Annotated in this window: 17 protein-coding genes; 10 read left to right on the top strand and 7 right to left on the bottom strand. The window is 56.9% G+C overall.

The annotated features are described in order from the left end of the window. Positions 1-26: 26 nt before the first annotated feature. Positions 27-608: a glycine cleavage system transcriptional repressor gene (locus HFD87_RS12435; protein WP_010260011.1), complete on the bottom strand. Its 582-nt coding sequence runs from the start codon at positions 606-608 to the stop codon at positions 27-29. Positions 609-751: 143 nt separating this feature from the next. On the opposite strand from HFD87_RS12435, the gene dapA reads away from it, so the two are divergent. The 6 genes from dapA to ypfH all read left to right on the top strand — a co-directional run bounded on the left by dapA (position 752) and on the right by ypfH (position 7,286). Further along, on the top strand, positions 752-1,630 hold the full coding sequence (gene dapA, locus HFD87_RS12430) for a 4-hydroxy-tetrahydrodipicolinate synthase (RefSeq protein WP_010260008.1): 879 nt from the start codon (positions 752-754) through the stop codon (positions 1,628-1,630). 14 nt (positions 1,631-1,644) lie between these two features. Further along, positions 1,645-2,676, top strand: coding sequence for an outer membrane protein assembly factor BamC (gene bamC, locus HFD87_RS12425; protein ID WP_010260005.1), 1,032 nt, complete (start codon positions 1,645-1,647; stop codon positions 2,674-2,676). A gap of 145 nt (positions 2,677-2,821) precedes the next feature. Next, complete coding sequence (gene purC, locus HFD87_RS12420; protein ID WP_013358686.1) at positions 2,822-3,535, top strand: phosphoribosylaminoimidazolesuccinocarboxamide synthase; 714 nt, start codon at positions 2,822-2,824, stop codon at positions 3,533-3,535. A 130-nt stretch (positions 3,536-3,665) separates the two neighbouring features. Next, positions 3,666-4,532, top strand: a complete 867-nt coding sequence (locus HFD87_RS12415) for a neutral zinc metallopeptidase (RefSeq protein ID WP_010259999.1) — start codon at positions 3,666-3,668, stop codon at positions 4,530-4,532. Next, a complete protein-coding gene (locus HFD87_RS12410; protein ID WP_167423500.1) occupies positions 4,532-6,532 on the top strand; it encodes a tRNA(Met) cytidine acetyltransferase TmcA in 2,001 nt (666 codons plus the stop codon). The genes HFD87_RS12415 and HFD87_RS12410 overlap by 1 nt, the downstream gene beginning before the upstream one ends. Positions 6,533-6,605: 73 nt before the next feature. Next, positions 6,606-7,286, top strand: coding sequence for an esterase (ypfH, locus tag HFD87_RS12405; protein WP_064690306.1), 681 nt, complete (start codon positions 6,606-6,608; stop codon positions 7,284-7,286). Between the two features lie 92 nt (positions 7,287-7,378). Here ypfH and HFD87_RS12400 read toward each other — a convergent pair whose 3' ends face one another. From HFD87_RS12400 to HFD87_RS12390, 3 genes are read right to left on the bottom strand one after another with little or no spacing between them, the layout of a single operon-like run. Next, a complete protein-coding gene (locus tag HFD87_RS12400; protein ID WP_003848800.1) occupies positions 7,379-7,567 on the bottom strand; it encodes a YpfN family protein in 189 nt (62 codons plus the stop codon). A 22-nt stretch (positions 7,568-7,589) separates the two neighbouring features. Beyond that, the gene (gene dapE / locus HFD87_RS12395; protein WP_010671351.1) at positions 7,590-8,717 is read right to left on the bottom strand and encodes a succinyl-diaminopimelate desuccinylase; all 1,128 of its coding nucleotides are present in this window, start codon (positions 8,715-8,717) and stop codon (positions 7,590-7,592) included. A 1-nt stretch (position 8,718) separates the two neighbouring features. Then, positions 8,719-9,087, bottom strand: a complete 369-nt coding sequence (locus HFD87_RS12390) for an ArsC family reductase (protein ID WP_124890192.1) — start codon at positions 9,085-9,087, stop codon at positions 8,719-8,721. A 284-nt stretch (positions 9,088-9,371) separates the two neighbouring features. Between HFD87_RS12390 and HFD87_RS12385 the strand changes: the two genes are divergently transcribed. Next, positions 9,372-9,563: a hypothetical protein gene (locus HFD87_RS12385; protein ID WP_010259981.1), complete on the top strand. Its 192-nt coding sequence runs from the start codon at positions 9,372-9,374 to the stop codon at positions 9,561-9,563. Between the two features lie 104 nt (positions 9,564-9,667). Here the strand turns inward: HFD87_RS12385 and acrD are convergent, their stop codons facing one another. The 3 genes from acrD to narQ all read right to left on the bottom strand — a co-directional run bounded on the left by acrD (position 9,668) and on the right by narQ (position 15,407). Next, positions 9,668-12,784 carry a multidrug efflux RND transporter permease AcrD gene (gene acrD / locus HFD87_RS12380; RefSeq protein ID WP_115765051.1) on the bottom strand — a complete coding sequence of 1,039 codons (3,117 nt, stop codon included), beginning with the start codon at positions 12,782-12,784 and terminating at the stop codon, positions 9,668-9,670. Positions 12,785-12,951: 167 nt separating this feature from the next. After that, entirely contained in the window at positions 12,952-13,581 is a 630-nt protein-coding gene (narL, locus tag HFD87_RS12375; protein ID WP_167423499.1) for a two-component system response regulator NarL, read from the bottom strand. A gap of 137 nt (positions 13,582-13,718) precedes the next feature. Then, positions 13,719-15,407: a nitrate/nitrite two-component system sensor histidine kinase NarQ gene (gene narQ, locus HFD87_RS12370; RefSeq protein WP_029519734.1), complete on the bottom strand. Its 1,689-nt coding sequence runs from the start codon at positions 15,405-15,407 to the stop codon at positions 13,719-13,721. Between the two features lie 254 nt (positions 15,408-15,661). On the opposite strand from narQ, the gene HFD87_RS12365 reads away from it, so the two are divergent. The 3 genes from HFD87_RS12365 to nudK all read left to right on the top strand — a co-directional run bounded on the left by HFD87_RS12365 (position 15,662) and on the right by nudK (position 18,430). Continuing rightward, positions 15,662-15,934 carry a DUF1471 domain-containing protein gene (locus HFD87_RS12365; protein ID WP_010671356.1) on the top strand — a complete coding sequence of 91 codons (273 nt, stop codon included), beginning with the start codon at positions 15,662-15,664 and terminating at the stop codon, positions 15,932-15,934. Positions 15,935-16,212: 278 nt separating this feature from the next. Beyond that, positions 16,213-17,709, top strand: a complete 1,497-nt coding sequence (gene ansP, locus HFD87_RS12360; protein WP_010259970.1) for an L-asparagine permease — start codon at positions 16,213-16,215, stop codon at positions 17,707-17,709. A gap of 142 nt (positions 17,710-17,851) precedes the next feature. Further along, a complete protein-coding gene (nudK, locus tag HFD87_RS12355) occupies positions 17,852-18,430 on the top strand; it encodes a GDP-mannose pyrophosphatase NudK (RefSeq protein WP_031592577.1) in 579 nt (192 codons plus the stop codon). Positions 18,431-18,447: the final 17 nt, after the last annotated feature.

The following is an 18,447-nucleotide window of genomic DNA, read 5'->3' as shown; positions in this document are numbered from 1 at the left end:
AATAACTCCGGTTAATTGACCAAAGCTTAGCGTACCGCGCTGACAGATTCGCTGCTGTCGGCATCTGACACACTGTAAAGGCGCAGCGTTCCCTGAGCATTCAGCTCCTGACACAGGGTATTAAACGCCTGCTCAAACGGGGTGCCACTGGTTCGCGTCGGACTGTGAGCGGTCATTTGAATATAGAGCGTAGGGGGCAAATTGTGTTGCGCTGGTGTAATGCGCGACACCAGTTCGGCCACATTCATCTGATGCTTATCGATAAGATCGGTAAAGCGTTCAATAATATGCGGCGAATCAGCCACCTCAACCTGAATGAACGCGGTGTCGGGCATCGGCGGACGGAGCCGGGCATTGGTGCGCTTCATGACGATCAGCAGTTCCAGCTCTGCCCCTTTCAGTGGCAGGGTCGATTCAATCAGTGTGATCGCGTTCCAGCTGCCCGACAGCAGCATGATAAAGGTGAACTCATCCCCAAGCATGGCAAGACGGCTATCTTCAATATTGCAACCGCAGCTGCTGACGTGTCGGGTAATGGTGTTGACGATACCCGGACGGTCAACACCGAGCGCGGTGATCACCAGATGATGGGGCTGAGATTGCGGCAAAATGGCTTTTCCTCTGCTTTCGCTAATAACCATAAGGTAAACATAAAAAAAACTGCTGACAAGCGCGGGAATGGCGTGGCTGGCTTGCTTTTCCCTAAGTGTAAAACGTACCATGAAGCACTTGTTTGTCGAGGGGATCGCCAATGTTTACGGGAAGTATTGTTGCACTCGTTACGCCAATGGATGACAGCGGTAATGTCTGCCGGTCGAGTCTGAAAAAACTGATTGATTATCACGTCGCCAGCGGCACCGCGGCGATCGTTTCCGTCGGCACCACAGGCGAATCTGCTACCCTGAGCCATGAAGAACATGGTGATGTGGTGATGCTGACCCTGGAGCTGGCCGATGGCCGTATTCCGGTGATTGCCGGAACCGGGGCAAACGCCACCGCTGAAGGCATCTCTCTGACTAAGCGTTTTGAAAATTCCGGCGTTGTGGGTTGCCTGACCGTGACCCCATATTACAACCGTCCGACGCAGGAAGGGCTGTTCCAGCACTTTAAAGCGATTGCGAATAGCACCAGCCTGCCACAGATGCTGTATAACGTTCCTTCGCGTACCGGTTGTGACATGCTGCCGGAAACCGTTGCCCGCCTGGCCGAAATCAAAAATATTATCGGAATCAAAGAGGCAACCGGGAACTTATCGCGGGTTAGTCAGATCCAAGAGCTGGTTAATGAAGATTTCATTCTGGTGAGTGGCGATGACGCGACTGCGCTGGACTTTATGCAACTGGGCGGCAAAGGCGTTATTTCGGTGACGGCCAACGTGGCTGCGCGCGAAATGGTCGAACTGTGTCAACTCGCACAGCAGGGCAATTTCGTCGAGGCACGCCGCCTGAATCAGCGTCTGATGCATCTGCACCAGACGCTTTTCTGTGAACCCAATCCTATCCCGGTGAAATGGGCTGCGAAACAGCTAGGATTAATCGCTAACGACACGCTGCGTCTGCCAATGACGCCACTGACTGCAGCCGGCCAGCCGAAAGTGGAGCAGGCGCTGGTGAAAGCGGGTTTGCGATAATTTAGGGAGTTTGAATGAATTACTCAGTAAAGCGGTCAACAGTAGCCACAGTGGTGGGGCTTTCTACCCTGATGCTGTTGTCGGCCTGTTCAAGCGATCAGCGTTATAAGCGCCAGGTCAGCGGTGACGAATCTTATCTTGAAGCCAGTCAGTTAAATGAACTGAAAGCGCCTGCCGGAATGATCCTGCCGGTGCAGCGTGGTGATTTCGACGTGCCGCGCACGACCAGTCAGGCACCCACCGGCAAGCAGCTCGACATCCGTCCGCCAGCCCAGCCGCTGGCGCTGATGAACGGCACCCGCGCACAGTTCAGCAACAATACCGGCGCGCTGATGATTGATAACAGCCGCGGTTCAGTCTGGTCGCAGGTCGTCAACGTGGTGCAGTCATACAAATTCCCGATTGCCTCCCGTAATGACGCAGGCCAGCAGCTGACGACGGACTGGGTGCAGTGGAACCGTGCTGATGAAGATCAGCAGTATCGTGGCCGCTACCAGATCAGCGTGCAGTCGCAGAGCTATCAGCAGCAGTTAACCGTTCGTCTGCTGGAGCTGCAGCAGGATGGTAAAACCATTACCTCACCTGTGCAGATCCAGCGTTACACCGCGCAGATGCTGAATGACATCAGCACCGGTATGGACAAGATTGATACGGCGAGTGAAAACGCGGCCTCTGGTCGGGTGAACGGGGCCATTGATGTGCAGAGCGGTGCAGATGATACCGGCCTGCCACTGCTGATCCTGCGTACGCCATACAACGTGGCATGGCAGCGTCTGCCTGATGCAATGAAACGCGTCGGGATGGAAGTGACCGACACGACCCGCTCAACCGGCAGCATGAAGGTGACCTACAAGTCACTGAGCAGCAGCGACTGGGATTCAGTCGGTGCGAAAGATCCGGAATTACCAAACGGTGATTACAAAGTGCAGGTCGGCGATCTCGACAACCGCACCAGTCTGCAATTCATCGACCCGAAAGGGCATGTGCTGACCCAGTCGCAGAACGATGCGCTGGTGGCCGTGTTCCAGGCGGCGCTGAACAAATAAAGTTGCCCCAGGCCGGAGATTCTCCGGCCTTTTTATTTTGTTTTTGGCATAATAGCGCGCGGCGAAGTAAACGATTGCGTCAAGGCAATCGCCGCAGCGGCACTGGCCGCTGAACACCCGTTATTTCAAGTCTGGAGTGAACAAGATGCAAAAGCGAGCTGAGTTGTATCGCGGTAAAGCGAAAACCGTATACAGCACCGATAATCCGGATCTGCTGATACTCGAATTCCGCAACGATACGTCAGCAGGTGATGGCGCCCGAATCGAGCAATTTGATCGCAAGGGAATGGTTAACAACAAGTTTAACCATTTTATCATGACTAAATTGCAGGAAGCGGGTATCCCGACCCAGATGGAAGCGCTGCTGTCAGATACTGAAGCGCTGGTGAAGAAGCTGGAGATGGTGCCGGTAGAGTGCGTGGTACGTAACCGCGCCGCAGGCTCGCTGGTAAAACGTCTGGGCGTGGAAGAGGGCATTGTGCTCAATCCGCCGCTGTTTGATCTTTTCCTGAAAGATGATGCAAAGCATGACCCGATGGTCAATGAATCCTACTGCGAAACCTTTGGCTGGGTCAGCAAACAGAACCTGGCGCGGATGCAGGAGCTGACCTTTAAAGCCAACGACGTGCTGAGCAAACTGTTCGACGATGCGGGTCTGATTCTGGTCGACTTCAAACTGGAGTTTGGTCTGTTTAACGGCGAAGTGACGCTGGGCGATGAGTTTTCGCCAGACGGTGCGCGCCTGTGGGACAAAGAGACGCTGGATAAAATGGATAAAGACCGTTTCCGCCAGAGCCTCGGCGGCGTGGTGGAAGCCTATGAAGCGGTTGCACAGCGGCTGGGCGTGAAGCTCGACTGAGTTTGCCTGCCGCGCAGAAAGAAAAAGGAGAGCCCCGGCTCTCCTTTTTTCATTTCAGGGTAAAGCTGGTGATTGCTGCTTCACACAACTAAAATCATGCCATCTGAAAAAATGACTGAGGGAATACAGCATGCGCTGGCAAGGGCGTCGCGAAAGCGACAATGTAGAAGACCGTCGCGATCAATCGTCCGGTTTAGGCGGCGGAGGCCGCCAGATTCGTCTGCCGCGCGGTAAAGGCGGTATTGTGCTGCTGATTGTCGTGGCCATCGCGGGTTATTACGGTTACGACCTGACCGCACTGCTGACAGGCGGCGAAGTTGCACCGACCAGCCAGCAGCAACAGCGCAGCGTCAGCGCCAATGATGATGAGGCTGCGAAATTTACGAAGGTGATCCTGGCCACCACGGAAGACACCTGGGGCAAACTGTTCCAGCAGATGAACAAACAGTATGTGGCACCGAAGCTGGTGATGTATCGCGGCGCAACCCGCACTGGCTGTGGTACCGGACAGTCAGTCATGGGGCCGTTCTACTGTCCTGCCGATCAGACCGTCTACATCGACCTCTCTTTTTATGACGAGATGAAAACCAAACTTGGCGCGGACGGTGACTTCGCCCAGGGCTACGTCGTCGCGCATGAAGTTGGCCACCATGTCCAGAAACTACTGGGTATTGAACCGAAAGTGCGTGAAATGCAGCAGGGTGCCAGCCAGACGCAGGTTAATCAGCTCTCCGTCAAAATGGAACTGCAGGCGGACTGTTTTGCCGGTGTCTGGGGACACTATATGCAGCAGGAAAATATCCTTGAAGCGGGCGATCTGCAGGAAGCGCTGAATGCCGCCGAGGCAATTGGCGATGACCGCCTGCAGCAGAAAGGTCAGGGCCGCGTAGTGCCGGACAGCTTCACCCACGGCACGTCTGAGCAGCGCTACACCTGGTTCAAGCGCGGGTTTGATGGTGGCAATCCAGGACAGTGCAACACCTTCGCCAGCAACTGATGAGTCTGCAGCCTCTTACGCAGCTTATGCAGCAGGCCGGTGTGCGTCGTCTGGCGGTGATCAGCGGCGACCCGGCCTGGTGTTTACTACGGGCTGCGGCGTGGCGTGAAACGCTGACCGGCGACTGGCTGGCGTTGAGCCCGGAACCGCTGTTCTCTGCTTCGGATAAAGGGCCGGGTCAGTATAAAACGCCGGTCCTGCACAAACAGCCTGCTGCGGTGCGCACGCTGCTTGGCCGTGAATTTCGTCATGCTCTGTTTGACGCCCGTCAGGGCTTTCATGCCGACGCTTTCGCTGCGCTGGCTGGCACGCTCACCGCCGGTAGCTGGCTGTTACTGCTGGTGCCGCCCTGGGAAGAGTGGGCGCAGCAGCCTGACAGCGACAGCCTGCGCTGGGCCGATGTCGCTGAACCCATCGCCACCCCTTATTTTGTTCACCACCTGCAACAGCTGATATTAGCGGATGACCAGGTGCTGCTGGAGCGGCAGCATCAGCCATGCCGGTTTCCGGCGCAGCCGGACTGGCCGCAGTGGCACTGTCAGGCACCGCAGCAGCAGCAGGCGATACTCGATCAGCTGATGAGGCTGCCATCGGGGGTTGCCGTGCTGACCGCGCCCCGTGGACGCGGTAAATCGGCGCTGGCGGGTATGCTGGCGCGATTGAACGGACATTGTCTGGTGACGGCTCCGGCCAAAGCCTCAACGGAGGTGCTGAGCACCTTCGCCGCTGATGCCTTTCACTTTATGGCACCCGATGCGCTGCTGGCGCTGGAGACGCCACCGCAGGCGGAATGGCTGATTGTGGATGAAGCGGCGGCGATCCCGGCACCGCTGCTGCAGGCGCTGGTCAGTCGATATCCCCGTGTATTGCTCACCACCACCGTACAGGGCTACGAAGGAAGCGGGCGCGGGTTTATCCTTAAATTCTGCGCCGGGCTTCCTGATGCATACTATTTTACGCTCGATGAGCCGCTGCGCTGGTCGCGTTTCGATCCGCTGGAGCAGTGGCTGAACCAGGCGCTGCTGTTTGACGATGCCGCCGCGACCGCACCCGATTCTCCTGTAACGCCTCATCGTGTTGAGCGCCACGATTTCAGCGCGCTGGAGGCCGCGTATCGTCTGCTGACCAGTGCACACTATCGTACCTCGCCACTTGATCTGCGCCGCCTGCTGGATGCTCCGGGCATGCAGCTGTGGCGGGCCGGCGACGCGTCGGCGTTACAGGGCGCGCTCTGGCTGGTGGAAGAGGGCGGTCTTGAACCTGCACTGGCACAGGCGGTCTGGGCGGGCACCCGGCGACCCCGCGGGAATCTGGTGGCGCAGTCGCTGGCAGCCCACGCTGGTCTGGCTGAGGCGGCGACATTGCGCTCGCTGCGCATCAGCCGTATTGCCGTGGCGGCGGAGCGGCGTCGTCTGGGAACCGGACAGCAGCTGGTTGCGGCAGCGGCCAGTGCGGCAGCCGGATATGACTACCTCTCCGTCAGCTTCGGCTACACTGAATCTCTCTGGGCGTTCTGGCGCGCCTGTGGCTTTAGCCTGGTGCGGATTGGCAGTCAGCGCGAAGCCAGCAGCGGCTGCTACGCGGCGATGGCCATGTTGCCCTGTTCTGCTGCGGGTGAGGCATTGCAGCACCGCGCGGCAGAACAGCTGGCGCGAGACTGGCCGCTGTTGCGCCAGCATATCGCACTGGAACTGCAGTTTGATCAGGTTACTGACGACGGATTGACCGCGCAGGATATTCGTCTGGCGGCGGGTTTTGCCTGGGCGCAGCGGCCACTGGAAGCGAGCCTGCCGGTGTTGCAGCGTCTGGTGCAGGCCAGTTCAGCCTCTGTACCGCTGCTGGCTGCGGCGGTGGCCACACCCACAGCCCTGGGCGAACTGGCCCAGCAGGCGGGAGTGAGTGGGCGCAAAGCGCTAGTCGCAGCGCTGCGTCAGCAGGCGGCAGCGGCCCTCCAGACACTGGGCGTTGATGCAGCCTTGCTGCACCTGCCGTTGAAATAATTCGACCAGCTGGTTCAAATTATCCTCATATGATTTTATGCCAGGCGGCGTAGAGTGAACACAGGAGGTCAACATGACACTGAAATATGTAATCGTTCAACAGCCTGCCACCACAGCACAGCTGTTTCTGCTCTACCATGGCGTTGGCGATAACCCGGATTCAATGGGCGAGATTGGCAACTGGTTTGCCCGAACGTTTCCCGACGCGCTGGTGGTGTCCGTCGGCTCGCCTGGTGCGAGTCGTCAGTGGTTCGGCGAAACCGACCTGCACGATCAGACCGTCCAGCAGCGGGTTGATGCGGCCATGCCGCAGTTTGTTGGGTCTGTGCGTCACTGGCAAAAAAAGAGCAGCGTGCGGCCGGAAGCGACAGCCTTAATCGGCTTTTCGCAGGGCGGCAGTATGGTGCTGGAAGGGGTTAAGGCGCATCCGGATCTGGCGGGCCGCGCGGTGGTGTTTAATGGCCGGTTTATTACCCTGCCGGAGAAGGCCAGTACCCGCACCACCATCCACCTGATCCACGGTGATTATGATGAGCAGGTCCCGCTGCACCATGCGCAGCAGGCGGAGCATCGGCTGACCGCCTGCGGTGGCGACGTTACCCTGGATATCGTTGACGATCTGGCGCACGCCATCGATCACCGCAGCATGGAGCTGGCGCTGAATCATCTGCGTTATACGGTGCCAAAACGCTACTTTGATGAGGCGTTAAGCGGCGCAAAACCGGGTGACGATGATGTTATCGTGATGATGTAAAAAGCCCCTGCGCAAGCTCGATCTTAACGCTGATGAGAGCTGACTTTGTGATGAACTATAAAAAAGCCCCTGCATAGCAGGGGCTTTTTCGTTTACTTCTTCTTCGGCCAGTTGTCGTCGTCATCCCATTTATCGTTGAAATCACGATGCGGCGGCAGGTCAGGTTTGTTATCCATAAATTTTTTATGATCGATGCGTTTCAGATCTTTATAAACGTTCATCAGCACGCCAACCATCAGCAGGATCACCAGGATCCACCAGTAATCTTTAATAAATTCCATTTGCTGCTCCTTAAAACCGCCGTCAGGCGATCAGTTGTTCCATGATGCGTTGGTACATCCGGCTCAGCATCTGCAGGTCGGAGGCTTTCACACACTCATTGATTTTATGAATGGTGGCATTCACTGGCCCCAGTTCCACCACCTGTGCACCCATCCGGGCAATAAAGCGGCCATCGGAGGTTCCGCCCGTGGTCAGCAGCTGCGGCTTAATTTCATTATAGTGCGCTACAGCTTTCACGACGGCATCAACCAGCTTACCGCGCGTGGTCAGGAAGGGCTGGCCAGAGAGTTTCCACTCAATGGTGTAACGCAACTGGTGACGATCCAGCAGCTCTGCGACCCGCTGACGAATCATCTCATCGGTGAGTTCGGTGCTGAAGCGGAAGTTAAACTGCACAAACAGCTCGCCGGGGATCACATTGTTACTGCCGGTGCCCGCCTGGACGTTGGCAATCTGCATGCTGGTCGCCGGAAAGAACTCATTCCCCTGATCCCACTCGGTCGCGACCAGCTCGTTCAGCGCGGGCATCGCCCGGTGAACCGGGTTATCCGCCAGATGCGGATAGGCGACGTGGCCCTGCACGCCATGCACCATCAGGTTAGCGGTGATCGAACCGCGACGGCCATTTTTCACCACATCACCCACCACTTCCGTGCTGGAGGGCTCGCCGACCAGGCAATAGTCGAGCCGTTCGCGGCGCGCCATCAGCCGCTCAACCACTTTAACCGTGCCATTGGCCCCGCTGGCCTCTTCATCAGAGGTAATCATAAAGGCGAGTCGCCCTCGGTGATTGGGACGCACCGCAACAAAACGTTCGGCAGCCACCACCATTGCCGCCAGCGATCCTTTCATGTCGGCCGCGCCGCGGCCAAACAGCATGCCGTCGCGGATGGTGGGTTCAAACGGCGGATTAATCCAGCGGCTGGCATCGCCAGGCGGCACCACATCGGTGTGACCGGCAAACGCCAGCGTTTCACCTTCGCCACGGGTGGCCCAGAAATTCAGGGTGTCGTCGATGTTCATCGTTTCAATCTTAAAGCCAATGGCTTCAAGACGGGCGATCAGCAGAGCCTGACATCCGGCATCATCGGGGCTGAGAGAGGGGCGACGAATAAGCTGCTGCGTCAGCTCAATGACCGGGCAAAACATATTATGACTTCTCCTGGATAGCATTCTGATAGGTGGCTTCGCTGAAACCGGCGAGCAGGGAGCCATCCGGGGCGCGCAACAGCGGACGCTTAATCATGGCGGGATGCGCCAGCATCAGCGCTTTGGCGCTGCTGGAATCGGTAACCGCGTCGCGATCACTCTCAGGCAATTTACGCCAGGTGGTGCCCCGGGTGTTAAGCAGAGCCTGATAACCCAGTGCATCGATAAACTCCTGCAGCAGGACATCGTTCAGGCCATCCGCACGGTAGTCGTGGAAGTGATAGTCAACGCCTGCGTCTGTTAAAAAGCGCCGGGCTTTTTTTATGGTGTCGCAATTTTTAATCCCGAACATCACCCACTGCGTGCTCATTGCCCGATCCTTATTGTCCTGTGAGAAGTGAAAGCTGAAAAAAGCAGCCAAAGTGCGAGTTTACCATAGTGTGATCCGTTGCGGCATCTGCACAGGCGCGGGAATCGGGCCACAGAGCACGGCAGCAAGGTCATCGTCCGGCATCGGGTAAACGCTATCAATTTCGCAGCTAACCATTACCCTGCTTATCAATAAGAGCTTAGGAATTTCGCCATGTTGATAAAATAGTCTACCGCTGGGTTTAAAATAAATTATTTTCAACGGGGTTAAGGAGTTGCTGAAGTGTGCGTCAGCTTGCAAAACCAGCAACATTCATGTTTTTATGGCGTATGCCGATAGATATAACAGGTGTAAACGTATTCACCTGTATAAAAAAAGAGCGTAACATTGCCAGCACAATAAGAGAGGGCATTATGATTGACACCGAAATGGGAACCTGGAAAGAATTTATCGAAGCGATGTTACGCAACAAGTAACGCGCGAAGAAAAAGCAGGTTAATCCCGCTTGCTGGAATTCTTACCACACACAGAAATAAGGCGGCCACTGATATCAGTGACCGCTTTTTATTTGCGCCTCTACTTAGTCGAGCGGCTTCTCTTTGAGCGGGAAGCGGCGGCGTACCAGCACAAAGAACAGCGGCACAAAAAAGATCGCCAGCAGTGTGGCAGAGATCATTCCGCCCATCACACCGGTTCCTACGGCATGCTGGCTGCCGGAGCCCGCTCCGCTGCTGATCGCCATGGGCAGTACACCAAAGATAAAGGCCAGCGAGGTCATCAGAATCGGCCGCAGGCGCTGACGCGATGCCTCCAGCGTAGATTCCACCAGCTCGCGTCCACGGCTGTTGATCTCATTAGCAAATTCTACAATCAGGATGGCGTTTTTGGCGGATAACCCCACTACCGTCAGCAGGCCAACCTGGAAATAGACGTCATTTTCCAGCCCACGCATCCAGGTGGCGATTAGCGCCCCGACCACGCCCAGCGGCACTACCAGCATCACCGAGAACGGGATCGACCAGCTTTCATATAGCGCGGCCAGGCAGAGAAAGACCACCAGCAGCGAAATCGCATAAAGTGCCGGTGCCTGCGAACCGGAGAGCCGCTCCTGATAAGAGGCACCGGTCCACTGGAACCCGACGCCCAGGGGCAGGGCATTAACCAGTTTTTCCATCTCATCCATCGCCGTGCCACTGCTGACGCCACTGGCCGCTTCGCCGACAATCTCCAGCGACGAATAGCCGTTGTAGCGTTCAAGACGTGGGGAACCGGTCTCCCAGCGGCTGGTGGCAAACGCGGAGAAGGGCACCATTTTGCCGCTGCTGTTGCGCACGTACCATTTGTTGATGTCGTCTGGCAGCATGCGGAATTCAGCGGCGGCCTGCACATAGACCTTCTTCACCCGGCCACGATCCAGGAAGTCATTCACGTAGCTGGAACCCCACGCGGTGGTCAGGGTGTCGTTGATGGTATCCAGCGACACGCCCAGCGCCTGCGCTTTACGTGCATCAACATCGATCTGCAGCTGCGGGCTGTCATCCAGTCCATTGTGTCGTACCCGCGACAGCGCGTTGTCATTGCCCGCCATCTCCAGCAGTTTGTCACGCATCGCCATCAGTTGGGTATGACCGACGCCCGCGTGATCCTGCAGTTGCAGGTCAAAGCCGGAGCTGCTGCCCATGCCGGTGATGGCTGGCGGGCTGCTGGCAATCACCCGGCCCTCTTTGATCTTCTGGAATGCCTTCGTCGCGCGATCGATAATCGCGAACGAGGTGCGATCGGCACCGGGCCGCGCTTCCCAGTCTTTAAGCCGCACAAACAGACGCGCCACGTTTTGTCCATTGCCGCCCGGACCTGCGCCGATGGTGGAGAAGACCGACAGCACATTGGCTTTCTCCTCGGTGAGATAATAGTTTTCAACTTTGGCGACGACGCTGGCAGTTTGCTCAAGCGTCGCGCCTGCCGGAAGCTGAACCTGCGTCAGGAATACGCCGCGATCTTCCAGCGGCAGAAACGACGTCGGCAGACGCAGAAACAGAAAGGCCATCAGGCCGATGATGCCGAGATAGAGCAGCAGCCAGCGACCGCCCTTGCGCAGGATACCCGCGACCCCGCGCTCGTAGCGGTCAGCATTGCGATTAAAGTGACGATTGAACCAGCCGAAGAAGCCGCGACGCTCAGGCTGCTCGCCCTGTGAAACGGGTTTGAGCAGCGTGGCACAGAGCGCCGGTGTCAGGATCATCGCCACCAGCACCGACAGCACCATCGCCGACACAATGGTAATTGAGAACTGACGGTAGATAGCGCCGACGGTGCCGCCGAAAAACGCCATCGGCACAAACACCGCAGAGAGCACCAGCGCGATACCCACCAGCGCGCCCTGAATCTGGCCCATCGATTTTCGGGTGGCGGCACGCGGCGAGAGTCCTTCTTCATGCATGATACGTTCAACGTTTTCCACCACCACGATGGCATCATCCACCAGCAGCCCGATTGCCAGCACCATGGCAAACATGGTCAGGGTATTGATGCTGAACCCGCAGGCATAGAGCACGCTGAAGGTGCCGAACAGCACCACCGGCACTGCAATAGTAGGAATTAAGGTGGCACGGAAGTTCTGCATAAACAGGTACATCACGCCAAATACCAGCACAATCGCCTCCAGCAACGTCTTCACCACATCGGTGATTGACGCTTTAACGAAAGGGGAGGTTTCATAGGCGATTTTTGCTTCCAGACCGTGCGGGAAGTAGTGGGACAGCTCCTCAATGCGCGCCCGCACCAGCTTATCGGTGTTCATCTCGTTGGCACCGGATGCCAGCTTCACCCCCAGGCCTGACGCGGGCTGGCCATTGTAACGACTCAGATAATCATACTTCTCAGCGCCCAGCGCCACGCTGGCGACATCGCCCAGCGTCACCACCGAACCATCGGGATTGTTCTTCAGGGTAATCGCCCGGAACTGCTCAGGGGTCTGCAGCATCGACTGGGCGTTGACCGTAGCGTTAAGCGCCTGTTTCTCTACCGACGGCAGGCCACCCACCTGACCCACGGCAACCTGGGTGTTCTGCGACTGGATCGCACTGACCACATCTTCCGTGGTCAGCGAATAGGCGATCAGTTTATTGGGATCGAGCCAGATACGCATCGCATATTGCGAGCCGTAAGCGTCAACCTGGCCGACGCCATCAATACGGCTTAGCGGATCCTGAATATTACTGGCGACATAGTCTGAAATATCCTGCTTATCCATGCTGCCGTCGGTTGAAACGAATGCCACCATCAGAATATTACTGTCACCGGTTTTATTGACGGTCACACCCTGCGACTGCACCGCCTGTGGCAATTTGCGCAGTGCGGATTGCAGCTGGTTCTGTACCTGCTGACGGGCTTCATCGGGATTGGTCCCGGCGGTAAAGGTGAGGGTGATCTGTGCCTGGCCGGTGTTGCTGCTGTTAGAGGACATGTACATCAGATTATCGATGCCGGTCATGTTCTGCTCGATCACCTGGGTAACGGTGTTTTCCAGCGTCTGGGCGGATGCGCCCGGATAGTTAGCGGTGATGCGCACGTTGGGCGGTGCCAGATCGGGGTACTGTTCAATAGGCAGCGAAATAATCGAAAGCGTGCCACACAGGCACAGCAGAATCGCCAGAACCCAGGCAAAGATAGGGCGGTCGATAAAGAAATTCGACATTAAATCGACACTCCTCACTACTTTTATCGTTGGTCAGGCCCACCAGCAACGGGCGCTCTGGCAGGAAAATCGGCGGGTCTTTGCCATGATTCTCCGCCGCCGTTTACTCTACGTGCGGCAGCGGGGGAAATCGTGGAGAAATTGAGGAGAAAATGTAAATTCGTTGGCTATTTGCGGCTTTCAAGCCACATCACCGTGGCGGCGACGCGTGAGCGGACATCCAGTTTCCGCAGCAGGTTACGAATGTGCACTTTTACCGTCTCTTCAGAGATATGCAGAATAGCGGCAACCTCTTTATTCGACAGGCCACGCGCCACCTCCTGCAGCACATCCCGTTCGCGCTCGGTGAGCTGACGCAGAGGCTCGGCACTGTGCTGGCGATTAGCCAGATAGCGGGTGACGTCCTCGCTGAAGACCTTTTCGCCCCGCGATGCCTGCAGGATATGCCCCAGCAGGACCTCCGGCTCGCTGTCCTTGAGCAGATAGCCGTCAGCACCGGCATCCACCATGGCAAAAATATCGCTGCGGGCGTCAGAAACGGTCAGCACCAGAATGCGCGAACTGATCCCTTCATGGCGCAGCGCCTTCAGCGTATCCAGTCCTGACATGCCTTTCATATTCAGGTCGAGCAGAATGATGTCCGGTTCCTGATGGCGGGCCTCCGCCAGCGCTTCAGTGCCGTTGCTGGCTTCGGCGATCACCTCCAGCCGGGGATCCAGCGCCAGCAGCTGACGGACACCGCGGCGCATCAGCGGGTGGTCATCCACAATCATCAATGTTAATGCGGGCTGTTGCATATTTTCTCCGTTTCATTGGTTTCAGACTGCGGCAGATCAGACGGTATTGTTCAGGGACAACACCCTGTTCTGTATCGAATAGTCCGCGGTCGCAAACCGATAGATTATTTTAATAAATTAAGACCCGCTCTGGCCTGCTATTCCAGCGGGCGCGCCGGTTGCGGTGGAAAGCGCAACTCCACCCTGGTACCCCGTGGCTGTGCGTGGAGGGTCAGATGGCCGCTCAGGCGCTGAGCGCGCTCCGCCATAATAGTCAGGCCGTAATGGCCCGGCGGTTCGTCAGTGCTGTTCATCCCCACGCCATCATCCGTAATCGTCAGTAAGTGCTCACCTTTTTCACTGTGCTGATAATCCACCCGGATAACCTGCGCACTGGCGTGACGAATCGCATTCAGCAGCGCCTCACGGACGATCTGCAACACATGCACCTGCTGTTGTGCTTCCAGACTCTGCAGGCCGGTCTGATAGTTAAAGTGTATCTCTGCACTGCTCTTCTCCTGCAGCGAGGCGATCATCGCCTGCATGGCCGCCACCAGATCCGCCTGCTCAATGGTCAGACGGAAAGTGGTCAGCAGCTCACGCAGCTGACGATAGGCCTCGGCCAGCGCCTGATCGAAGTCCGCGATAATGGTATGGGCGGCGCTATCGTCTTTATCAACGGCGCGGCGCAGCAGGGTCAGCTGAATGCGTAAAAATGAGAGCGACTGCGCCAGCGAGTCATGTAATTCCCGGGCAATGGTCGTGCGCTCTTCAATCAGCAGCATCTGCTGATACTGCTGCTGTGCCTGCCAGATCCAGATAGCCCGTCCCAGCATCGCCGCCAGGCTGCGCATCAGTTCATCCGGAGGCGAGGCACCAGCTGTCTGCCAGCGCAGCTCGCCAATCTGCTGCTCGTCCTGCTGTAACGGCAGACGTTGCCACTGACCGGCTGCCTGATCATCACCGGCGCGAAACTGAAACTGGTCGCTGTCGAGCCGGATCGCCGTCAGTTTCTCGCGCGTCAGTACATTGGTTAACACGGCTTCAAACAGTGCCGGATGCAGCGGGCTGGCGGTCAGCATTTGTGAGCTGTCATAGAGTAGCGACAGCGTGCGATTAGCCTGGGTTAAATCTTCTGTTTTGGCGCGCACCGTGCTTTCCAGCAGCTGGTAGTGCGAATGCAGCCGTGCCGCCATGCCGCTGAAGGCATGCGACAGCACCCGCAGTTCATTCTGCTGCTCAACGTGCAGCGGCGGAAAAGCAAAGTTACCGCTCTCAACATAGCGACTGGCGGTAACCAGCGCATTAAGCGGGCGCACCACCTGCAGTCGGGTAAAGCGAATCGTCATCAGTGCCAGCGCCACAATCGCAATGACCCCCACCAGGCTGCTGGCGGCCACCAGATGCATTTTCAACTCGGTATAGCGCTGCAGACCCAGCACAAAGCGATCGATTTCACCGACGTAGATCGGCACCTGCTGCTGATAAGCCACGGTATCGCCCTGTTGCAACTGTTGCTGCAGCGAGGGCCAGGCGGCACGCAGCCGTTGATAGCGAACACTTACTTCACGGGGTACCCAGGGCCGATCGAGTTTCTGCAGCACCGGGGCATCCAGCGTTTGCTGATAGCGCGCCAGATGATGAGCCAGATTTTGCGGCTGACGGCTGGCATCCCAGGCCATGCGATAGCTCTGCATGCGCAGTGAACCCGCCAGATTGATCGCCTCCGCGTCGCGCTGGCTGCTCAGGAGCGTGACCAATGCCAGACCGGTGGTGAGCAGCGACAGCAGGACAATGGCGCTGAGCGCCTGAGCGATGCTTTGAGTTACGGAACGTTTAACAATCACATGAATGGCCCTGTTGAGAGTGCGGGAATTATAAGAGCGCATTAACGTAACGCAAATGATCCATTCCCTGTTTATCGCACAGGACGTTACACATCGCACATAAAATGACCACAACTGACAGTTCCCAGGACGTGCTGCTGTTCCACGCTTAAAAAAGGAACAGGTTTACATCGTCCCGATGTTGCTTTTCATTGCAGCGCTAATAATTCATCCAGTCATCAACTCAACCCCGATCACAGATTAAGGAGCATCCAATGAAAAAGCTGAATGCTGTCCTGGCGGGCGCATTACTGGCTACCGCCTCATTTGCCACTTTCGCCGCCGCGCCGGTCGATCAGTCGCAGGCGCAGAGTATGCAAAGCATCGGTAGCGTTTCGGTTTCCGGCGTTCGCGGCTCGCTGGACGATGCGAATCGCCAGCTGTCGCAAAAAGCGGAAGAGATGGGCGCCAGCCATTACCGCGTTATCGGTGTCGATAACCCAGGCGACTCCAGCCTGTGGAGCGGCACCGCAGAGATTTATCGCTAACCCAACCCTCCTGTTTCCATCCCTGTAGCTTTTACCGGCCTGAAAATGGCCGGTTTTTTTGTTTTTGTGCATCAGGATGGATTCTTACAAATCAGCCTGTGCATCTGCCCGGTATATTTTGCTTCGTTCTTGCAGAACGGGTAGGATTCATCGCCGTAAATTCCCGCGCTGTCTGGCACTCACTCACAGGCAAACGCACAGAGGAAAATACCCCATTTCACAGGGCATTACGCCTGAAATGGGGGCGACGACTGATAGTCAGGACAAACAGGAATGCTATGAAATCTAAAAACAAAACCCCAGGCGAGATGCGCGCTGCGAAACGACGCTGGCTCAACTCTCATGACGCCGGCTACCAGAAGGCGATGGGTAACCGTCACGTACAGATGATTGCGATCGGCGGTGCCATCGGTACCGGTTTGTTCCTGGGCGCAGGTGGCCGTTTGCAGGCTGCTGGCCCCGCCTTAGCCATCATCTATCTGGTGTGTGGCATCTTCTCCTTCTTTATTCTGCGTGCGCTGGGCGAACTGGTGTTACACCGTCCCAGCAGCGGCAGCTTCGTCTCCTACGCCCGTGAATTCCTGGGTGAGAAAGCCTCCTACGTGGCGGGCTGGATGTACTTCGTCAACTGGGCAATGACCGGCATCGTCGATATCACCGCCGTCGCGCTCTACATGCACTACTGGGGCGCATTTGGTGATGTGCCACAGTGGGTGTTCGCCCTGGGCGCGCTGGCGATTGTCGGCACCATGAACATGATCGGCGTAAAGTGGTTTGCCGAGATGGAGTTCTGGTTCGCGCTGGTGAAAGTGCTGGCAATTGTGATCTTCCTGGTGGTGGGCGTGGTGTTCCTTGGCACCGGCAAACCGCTGGATGGCAACAGTACCGGCTTCCATCTGATCACCGATAACGGTGGCATGTTCCCGCACGGCTTACTGCCTGCGCTGGTGCTGATTCAGGGTGTGGTGTTCGCCTTTGCCTCTATCGAACTGGTAGGTACGGCGGCCGGCGAATGTAAAGACCCGAAAACCATGCTGCCGAAAGCGATCAACAGCGTGATCTGGCGTATCGGCCTGTTCTACGTTGGCTCCGTGGTCCTGCTGGTGCTGCTGCTGCCGTGGAACGCCTATCAGGCGGGTCAGAGTCCGTTTGTTACCTTCTTCTCGAAGCTGGGCGTGCCTTACGTTGGCAGCATCATGAATATCGTGGTGCTGAGTGCGGCGCTCTCCAGCCTGAACTCGGGCCTCTACTCAACCGGGCGTATTCTGCGCTCCATGTCGATGGGTGGCTCTGCACCGAAATTCATGTCTAAGATGAACGGTCAGCAGGTGCCTTATGCCGGTATTCTGGTGACCATCGCCGTCTATGTGATTGGTGTGGTGCTTAACTACTATGTGCCTTCTCAGGTGTTTGAGATCGTCCTGAACGTCGCCTCGCTGGGGATTATCTCCTCCTGGGCCTTTATCGTGGTTTGTCAGCTGCGTCTGCGCAAAGCGATTAAAGAGGGCAAGGCGGATGATGTCAGCTTCAAGCTGCCAGGCGCGCCGTTTACCTCATGGCTGACGCTGCTGTTCCTGTTCAGCGTGCTGGTGCTGATGGCGTTTGACTACCCGAACGGGACTTACACCATCGCCTCCATTCCGCTGATCGCGGTATTGCTGGTGCTGGGATGGTTTGGCGTGCGTAAGCGTGTTCACGCCATAGCTGAGACCGAACAGGATCATCACGAAGAGGAGCCTCAGCCGACCCGACTGGCTGACGACACCTCACGCTGATAAGCGCTGCAGCAATCAGGCCAGCCTTCGGGCTGGCTTTTTTTTGGCGTAAACTGCCTCATTCACCGCGAGAATTAAGATAGTTTTCCCGCAAGCTTGCCCCTATGATGAAAGGCTCCCTTTATGCGGTAGCGGAGTCCTCATGTCGTTTAAGATCAACATCATCAAAGATAAGCTCCTGTCCGAAAACTGGTTTGTGCTGCGTAACTACACCTATGAGATCACCGATGGTCGTGGCGAGGTTATCCGCCATAAACGCGAAGTCTACGATCGTGGAAACGGGGCGACCATCCTGCTCTATAACCGCGAAAAGAACAGCGTGGTCCTGACGCGCCAGTTCCGTATCGCCACTTACGTCAACGGTAACGAGGGCGGCATGTTAATTGAAGCCTGTGCCGGCTTGCTGGACGACGACTCTCCGGAAGATTGCATTCGCAAAGAGGCGATTGAAGAGACCGGTTATGCGGTGGGCGAGGTGGAGAAACTTTATGCCTGCTATATGTCGCCGGGCGGCGTCACTGAATTGATCCACTTTTTCGCAGCGGAATATAATGAATCGCTGCGCGACAATGCGGGCGGCGGCGTTGAAGATGAGTCGATCGACGTGCTGGAACTGCCTTTCCCTGATGCACTGGCAATGGTCGCCGATGGCCGCATTCGCGACGGCAAAACCGTCATGCTGTTGCAGCATGCGCAGATTGCTGGCTGGCTGATACCATAAAAAATCATGCAGTTAGC

The sequence above is a fragment of the Pantoea sp. EKM21T genome (assembly GCF_011800405.1).
Classification (GTDB): domain Bacteria; phylum Pseudomonadota; class Gammaproteobacteria; order Enterobacterales; family Enterobacteriaceae; genus Pantoea; species Pantoea agglomerans.
The sequence above is the reverse complement of the archived record's forward strand: the minus strand, read 5'-3'. Positions and strand labels throughout refer to the sequence as shown.

Bases quoted from the DNA above. Each gene is read 5' to 3' on its own strand.
- purC (WP_013358686.1), top strand. From the start codon at position 2,822: ATGCAAAAGCGAGCTGAGTTGTATCGCGGTAAAGCGAAAACCGTATAC.
- narL (WP_167423499.1), bottom strand. From the start codon at position 13,581: ATGCAACAGCCCGCATTAACATTGATGATTGTGGATGACCACCCGCTG.
- ansP (WP_010259970.1), top strand. From the start codon at position 16,213: ATGAAATCTAAAAACAAAACCCCAGGCGAGATGCGCGCTGCGAAACGA.
- acrD (WP_115765051.1), bottom strand. From the start codon at position 12,784: ATGTCGAATTTCTTTATCGACCGCCCTATCTTTGCCTGGGTTCTGGCG.
- ypfH (WP_064690306.1), top strand. From the start codon at position 6,606: ATGACACTGAAATATGTAATCGTTCAACAGCCTGCCACCACAGCACAG.
- HFD87_RS12415 (WP_010259999.1), top strand. From the start codon at position 3,666: ATGCGCTGGCAAGGGCGTCGCGAAAGCGACAATGTAGAAGACCGTCGC.
- HFD87_RS12410 (WP_167423500.1), top strand. From the start codon at position 4,532: ATGAGTCTGCAGCCTCTTACGCAGCTTATGCAGCAGGCCGGTGTGCGT.
- bamC (WP_010260005.1), top strand. From the start codon at position 1,645: ATGAATTACTCAGTAAAGCGGTCAACAGTAGCCACAGTGGTGGGGCTT.
- HFD87_RS12365 (WP_010671356.1), top strand. From the start codon at position 15,662: ATGAAAAAGCTGAATGCTGTCCTGGCGGGCGCATTACTGGCTACCGCC.
- HFD87_RS12400 (WP_003848800.1), bottom strand. From the start codon at position 7,567: ATGGAATTTATTAAAGATTACTGGTGGATCCTGGTGATCCTGCTGATG.
- dapA (WP_010260008.1), top strand. From the start codon at position 752: ATGTTTACGGGAAGTATTGTTGCACTCGTTACGCCAATGGATGACAGC.
- HFD87_RS12390 (WP_124890192.1), bottom strand. From the start codon at position 9,087: ATGAGCACGCAGTGGGTGATGTTCGGGATTAAAAATTGCGACACCATA.
- dapE (WP_010671351.1), bottom strand. From the start codon at position 8,717: ATGTTTTGCCCGGTCATTGAGCTGACGCAGCAGCTTATTCGTCGCCCC.
- nudK (WP_031592577.1), top strand. From the start codon at position 17,852: ATGTCGTTTAAGATCAACATCATCAAAGATAAGCTCCTGTCCGAAAAC.